General features: G+C 67.1%; 2 protein-coding genes. Both read left to right on the forward strand.

The window, feature by feature from the left end; translation table 11 throughout:
• A partial coding sequence (locus H928_RS0117215) for a TonB-dependent siderophore receptor (protein ID WP_021027620.1) occupies nucleotides 1-2,421 on the forward strand: 2,421 nt, incomplete at its 5' end.
• A partial coding sequence (locus H928_RS28465; protein WP_043340823.1) for a PepSY-associated TM helix domain-containing protein occupies nucleotides 2,422-2,888 on the forward strand: 467 nt, incomplete at its 3' end.

Here is a 2,888-nt window from a genome sequence, read left to right on the forward strand (position 1 = left end):
CAGACGGCCATGGCAGCCACCCAGAGCCTGAACCTGCCGGCACAGCCGCTGGGCCAGGCGCTCAACGCATTGGCGCGCGCCTGGGGCGTGGCCATCTCGGTGGATGCCGCCCTGGTGCAAGGGCGCCAGGCACCGGCGCTGCAAGGCAGCCTCAGCCTGCAGGCGGCGCTGAGCCAGGTGCTGGCTGGCAGCGATCTGGAGGCCATGGCCAGCGGCGCAGCCATCAGCGTGCAGCGGCGCACTATGGCCAGCCAGACCTTGCCGGAAGTGCTAGTCACCGCCCAGGCCGAGCGCACCGAGGCCACCGAAGGCAGCGGCTCCTACACCAGCGGGCGCGTGTCGCTGGGCAAGGGCCAGGATGTGCGCGAGACACCGCAGTCCATCACCGTGATGACCCACCAGCTGATCGAGGACCAGGCGCTGAGCACCGTGGGCGAGGTGATGCAGCAGGCGACCGGTGTGACGGTGGACTACGCCGGTGCAGGTGGTCTGGGCGGTCAGGCCACGCGCTTTCTCTCGCGTGGCTTTGAGATTGGCAATGTGCAGATCGATGGCGCCAGCGTCGATGCCTTCAGCCAGCAGCTGTTTGACCCCAACCTGGCGATGTACGACAGCGTGCAGATCGTGCGCGGCGCCAACGGCCTGTTCAGCGGCAATGGCGAGCCCGGTGGCGCCATCAACCTGGTGCGCAAGCGCCCCACGGCGCAGCGCCAGATCCAGGCCTCGGCCAGCCTGGGCAGCTGGAGCCGCAAACAGCTGGAGCTGGATGTGGCCGGCCCCTTGAACAGCGATGGCAGCGTGCGCGGCCGTGCGGTGCTGGCCCACACCGACAAGGATTTCTTCTACCGCAGTGCCGACTCCAAGAACAGCCTGCTCTACGGCATTGTCGAAGCCGATCTCAGCCGCGACACCAAGCTCAGCTTGGGTGCCAGCTACGACAAGCTCAGTGCCACGCCCTGGCGCGAAGGCATTCCGCGCGCCCCCAATGGCGACGATCTGCACCTGCCGCGCAACACTGCGCTGATGGCCGGTTGGAGCCACTACGACAAAAGCGCCAAGGAGCTGTTTGCCCAGCTCGACCAGCAACTGGCCGGCGGCTGGAAGGCCAAGGCCCAGCTCAATTACCAGAAGGTGGACAGCGACAGCCGCCTGGCCAGTCTGAGTGGTGCCGTGGACCCCGCCACCGGCCTGGGCGCGAGCTGGACCGGCTTCTCCAACGACTTCCGCTCGGACAAGAAAAGCCTCGACCTGAATATCAGCGGCCCCTTCTCGCTGCTGGGCCGCAGCCACCAGCTGCTGCTGGGCGCCGACTGGGCCAAGATCCGCGATGACCAGGACACCTACTACTCCGAGATGGAGACGGACGAGTCGCTCACCAATGTCTACGGCTTCGACCCCGACAAGATTCCGCATGCGGTCAGCGCGCGCAAGACCCGCAGCTACCCCGGCTATGGCGCCACCCAAAAAGGCCTGTATGGCCGCGTCAACCTGAGCCTGAGCGACAAGCTCACCGCCATCGTGGGCGGGCGCTATGCCAGCTACTCCAACGTCACGCCCTACTTCAACTACAACGCCGATGGTTCACTGCGCTCCAGCGGCAAAAGCTACTACCAGGAGAGCGGCATCCTCACGCCCTATGCCGGCCTGGTCTATGACCTGGACAACCGCTGGACGGCATATGGCAGCGTCTCCGAGATCCACAAATCCCAGGCCAGCAGCCTGCAAGGCCCGCTGCCCGGCACGCCGCTCGATCCCATCAAGGGGCGCAATGTCGAGCTGGGTGTCAAAGGCGAGCTGGCCGGCGGCAAGCTCAACACCGCCTTTGCGCTCTACCGCATCGAGCGCACCGGTGAGGCCGCACGCGACCCGCGCTACCCCGACACCGATGTGGGCGACCTGGGCCTGAGCTGCTGCTACATCGCCCAGGGCAAGATCGTGAGCCAAGGGGTGGACATGGAGATCTCGGGCCAGCTGGCGCGCGGCTGGCAGCTGTTTGCCGGCTATACCTACAACCACAACCGCAACAAGAGCGATGCCGCGCAGCTGGTCTACAGCACCATCACCCCCAAGCACCTGCTCAAGCTCTGGAGCAGCTACCAGCTGCCCGGCGACTTCTCGCCTTGGACAGTGGGCAGCGGCGTGACCGTGCAAAGCACCACCTATGCCAGTGGCACCGCCTACCCCTACAACCCGGCCACCGGCAAGTTCGATGGCGAGGGCGTCCCCTACAAGTTCACCCAGGCGGGCTACGCGGTCTGGAACGCCAGCCTGCAGTACCGCATCGACCGCCACTGGTCGGCCACGCTCAACCTGAACAACCTGTTTGACAAGACCTACTACAAGACCGTGGGCAGCTCGGGCAGTGGCAACTGGTATGGCGAGCCCCGCAGCGTCAAGCTGAGCTTGCGCGGCAGCTTCTAAATGCCCCGTACCGTCCCCGGTGCGGCCCGCCAGCCAGGGTGGCGCCAGACCATGTCCTGGCTGCACACCTGGGGCGGCCTGGTCTGCGGCTGGCTGCTCTGCGCCATCTTTGTGACCGGCACCCTGAGCGTGTTCCGCGAACCCATCACGCGCTGGATGCAGGCGGCGCCTGCCAGCGGGCCACCCGGCGCCGCGCTGGGCTTGCAGGACCGGCTGCAGGCCTTGCACTGGGCTGAGGACTATCTGCAGCAGAGGGCAGCGCAAGCCAGCCAGTGGCAGATCGATCTGCCCGCCCGCGCGGGCGAGGCCGTGCAGCTGTCTGCGCGCGGCCCGGACGGCGTGCTGCAAGCGGCACTCGACCCGGCCAGCGGTGCCCCCCAGGCGCTGCCCCCCATCCGCCAGACCGAGGGCGGCCGGCACTTCATGTCCTTCCACTACTCGCTGCAAGGCGGCCTGGCGGGCTTTTG

Source organism: Comamonas sp. B-9 (assembly GCF_000410635.1).
Lineage (GTDB): Bacteria > Pseudomonadota > Gammaproteobacteria > Burkholderiales > Burkholderiaceae_C > Comamonas.